Raw genomic sequence first — 2507 nt, 5'->3', positions numbered from 1 at the left:
GCCACCCCCTCCCCCACGCCTCCCCCCACGCCGTTCTCGACGCTCATCCGGGTCGCCTCACACGAACAGCACACCGCGGCGGAGACCTCGACCTTCATGAGCGATCTGCTGGGCGGGCGGCTCGGTGTGGATGCCTTCACGCGCTACACGGAGCAGCTCTGGTTCGTCTACAGAGCGCTGGAGAGCGCCATGGACACGCTGAGAACGGACCCGGTGGCCGGGCCCTTCATCCGGCCGGAGCTGGCGCGTACGCCGGAGCTCGAACGGGATCTGGCGCATCTGCGGGGCGAGCGGTGGCGCGAGGGGCTGGCACCGCTGCCCGCGACGGCCGCGTACGCGGCGCGGGTCGAGGAGTGCGCGCGCACCTGGCCGGGCGGGTATGTGGCGCATCACTACACCCGCTATCTCGGCGATCTCTCCGGCGGCCAGATCATCCGCGACAAGGCGGAGAAGACCTGGGGCTTCTCGCGCAAGGGCGACGGCGTCCGGTTCTACGTCTTCGAGGGGATCCCCAACCCGGCGGCGTTCAAGCGGGGTTACCGGGAGCTGCTGGACGGGGTGGCGGTGGACGACCTGGAGAAGCAGCGGATCGTCGACGAGTGCAAGCGGGCCTTCGACTTCAACAGCGCGGTGTTCCGGGAGCTGGGCACGCGCTTCCCGCTGACGGCCTGAGCGGGGCGGTGTCCTGGGTGCCGCGCCGCTGCCGCCCGGTACCGCCGACCCCGGCGCTCGGGCCGGTACGGGCTGCTAGTGCGCCGTCAACAGCCTTACCCGGCCGCCCATTTCGATCGTGCCGTCCGGGCCCGGGGCCGTGATCAACTGTGAGCCCCGGCCCTGGGTGATGTTCAGCGCGCGGCCCAGTTCCGCGGTGAGCAGCAGGGCCGCCGCACCGGTCGCCTCGTCCTCCACGATGCCGTCGTCGCGCCGGGGGAACGCGCGGGCCCTGACCCGGCCCGCCGCCTCGTCCTCCCAGGCCCAGGCGTAGAGCCAGCCTTCGCCGGGCGGCGGAGCGGGCAGTGCGTCGACCTCGGCGACGGTCGCGTACCGCCGGAGCGTACGCGGCGGGGCCCACTCGGGGCGGGCGGTGATCCAGGTGAACTCGCCGTCCTGACGGACCCACACCTCGCCCGCGGGCGGGTTCACGGTCTCCAGATCGAGCAGCCAGGCCGCGCCGACGAGCGGATGCCCGGCGAACGGGAGGCGCAGCCCAGGAGTGTAGATGTCGACCACCCCGCGCTCCGGGTCGTCGACGAACACGGTCTCGCTGTAGCCGAGCCGGGCCGCGAGCGCCTGCCGCCCCGCCCTGTCCGGGTGCCGGTGCCCGTCGCGGACGACGCCGAGCCTGTTGCCGTACCGCCCGTCTGCCGCGCAGAAGACGCTGAGTACGTCGAGTTCAGTCATCCCCGCATTCAAGCACCGCGGCCGGGGCGCGCCCGAATCGAGCGGACGGCGGGGCGGACAGGGCGCGCGAGTGAGGCACGCGAGTGGGACGCGCGAGCGAGGCATGCAAGTGGGGCCGTACCGACCGCTCTTCGCGGTCGGTACGGCCCCACTCGGACGGCTCGTGGCGCGTCGCTCACGCAGTCGGCTCGTCCAGTCCCAGTCCCAGTCCCAGTCCCGTACGGCGGTGCCGCGCTGCGAAGACGACGGCCGCGCCCGCCGCGGCGATCGCGGCGGCGCCGGTGAACAGGGCGCCCGCCGGGAGGTCGGAGCCGGTGGAGGCGAGGGAGCCGGAGCCGCCGACCGTACCGCCGCCGACCGTTCCAGAACCGCCCGCGCTGCCCGATCCGGCCGTGCCTCCCGTACCACCGTCGGAGCCACCCGTACCGTCCGTACCGCCGTCTGAACCGCCCGTACCGCCCGTACCGCCCGTACCGCCCGGCAGGTTCGCGTCCTCGTCAAGCGACACCGCGACCGTCACCGGGTCGAGTGCCGTGCCCGACGGGTACATGCCGCCGAAGGCCTTCGTACCGTCCGCCGTGAGGGTCGCCGGGACCGCGTCCAGGCTCACGACACCGTCCTCGGCTGTCAGCGCGCCCGCCGGGAGGTCCAGCGCCGCGAGGCCCAAGTCCTGGTACGTGGCGGCCTCGTGCGTCTCGCGGTCCTTGGTGCTGACGTCCGCGACGAGTGTGCCCCCGCCGTCCGCCACCTCCACCCGCAGCCCGCTGAGCGTGAGGTCGAGTACGTACTCGCCGTCCTCCTCGTGCCCGAGGAAGCGGACCGTACCGCCGAAGGCCGCGGACAGGGTCCCCGTGTCAGCGTCGAAGACGCCGGTCCCCTCGGGGAAGCGGTACGCCGCGCCCGACTGCGCGGCGCCGTCGCCGAGTTCGACCTTGCCGTGCGCGATCGGGCCCGTGACGTACGAGCGGAAGGACTCCTTGACGCCCCAGTCCAGATTGCCGTCGACGATCGTGCCGTCCTCGGCGACCGGGGGTGTCCCGGGGGCGGAGGTGGTCGGGGACGGGGTGAGCTCACCGGTCGGCGGCTCGGTGGGCGGTGTCACCGAA

General features: G+C 73.5%; 3 protein-coding genes. 1 reads left to right on the top strand and 2 read right to left on the bottom strand.

The window, feature by feature from the left end:
* Nucleotides 1-672: biliverdin-producing heme oxygenase (locus WH07_RS35750; RefSeq protein WP_269801418.1), on the top strand; the 672-nt coding region annotated here is incomplete at its 5' end.
* A 75-nt stretch (nt 673-747) separates the two neighbouring features.
* Here the strand turns inward: WH07_RS35750 and WH07_RS35745 are convergent.
* Together WH07_RS35745 and WH07_RS35740 are read right to left on the bottom strand one after the other, a co-directional pair.
* On the bottom strand, nt 748-1401 hold the full coding sequence (locus tag WH07_RS35745) for a PhzF family phenazine biosynthesis protein (protein WP_046509435.1): 654 nt from the start codon (nt 1399-1401) through the stop codon (nt 748-750).
* Nucleotides 1402-1576: 175 nt separating this feature from the next.
* On the bottom strand, nt 1577-2507 hold a 931-nt coding region (locus tag WH07_RS35740; RefSeq protein WP_046509433.1), incomplete at its 5' end, for an HtaA domain-containing protein.

The organism is Streptomyces odonnellii (genome assembly GCF_000981895.1).
Taxonomy (GTDB): Bacteria; Actinomycetota; Actinomycetes; order Streptomycetales; family Streptomycetaceae; genus Streptomyces; species Streptomyces odonnellii.
The sequence above is the reverse complement of the archived record's forward strand: the minus strand, read 5'-3'. Positions and strand labels throughout refer to the sequence as shown.

Bases quoted from the DNA above. Each gene is read 5' to 3' on its own strand.
- WH07_RS35745 (WP_046509435.1), bottom strand. From the start codon at position 1,401: ATGACTGAACTCGACGTACTCAGCGTCTTCTGCGCGGCAGACGGGCGG.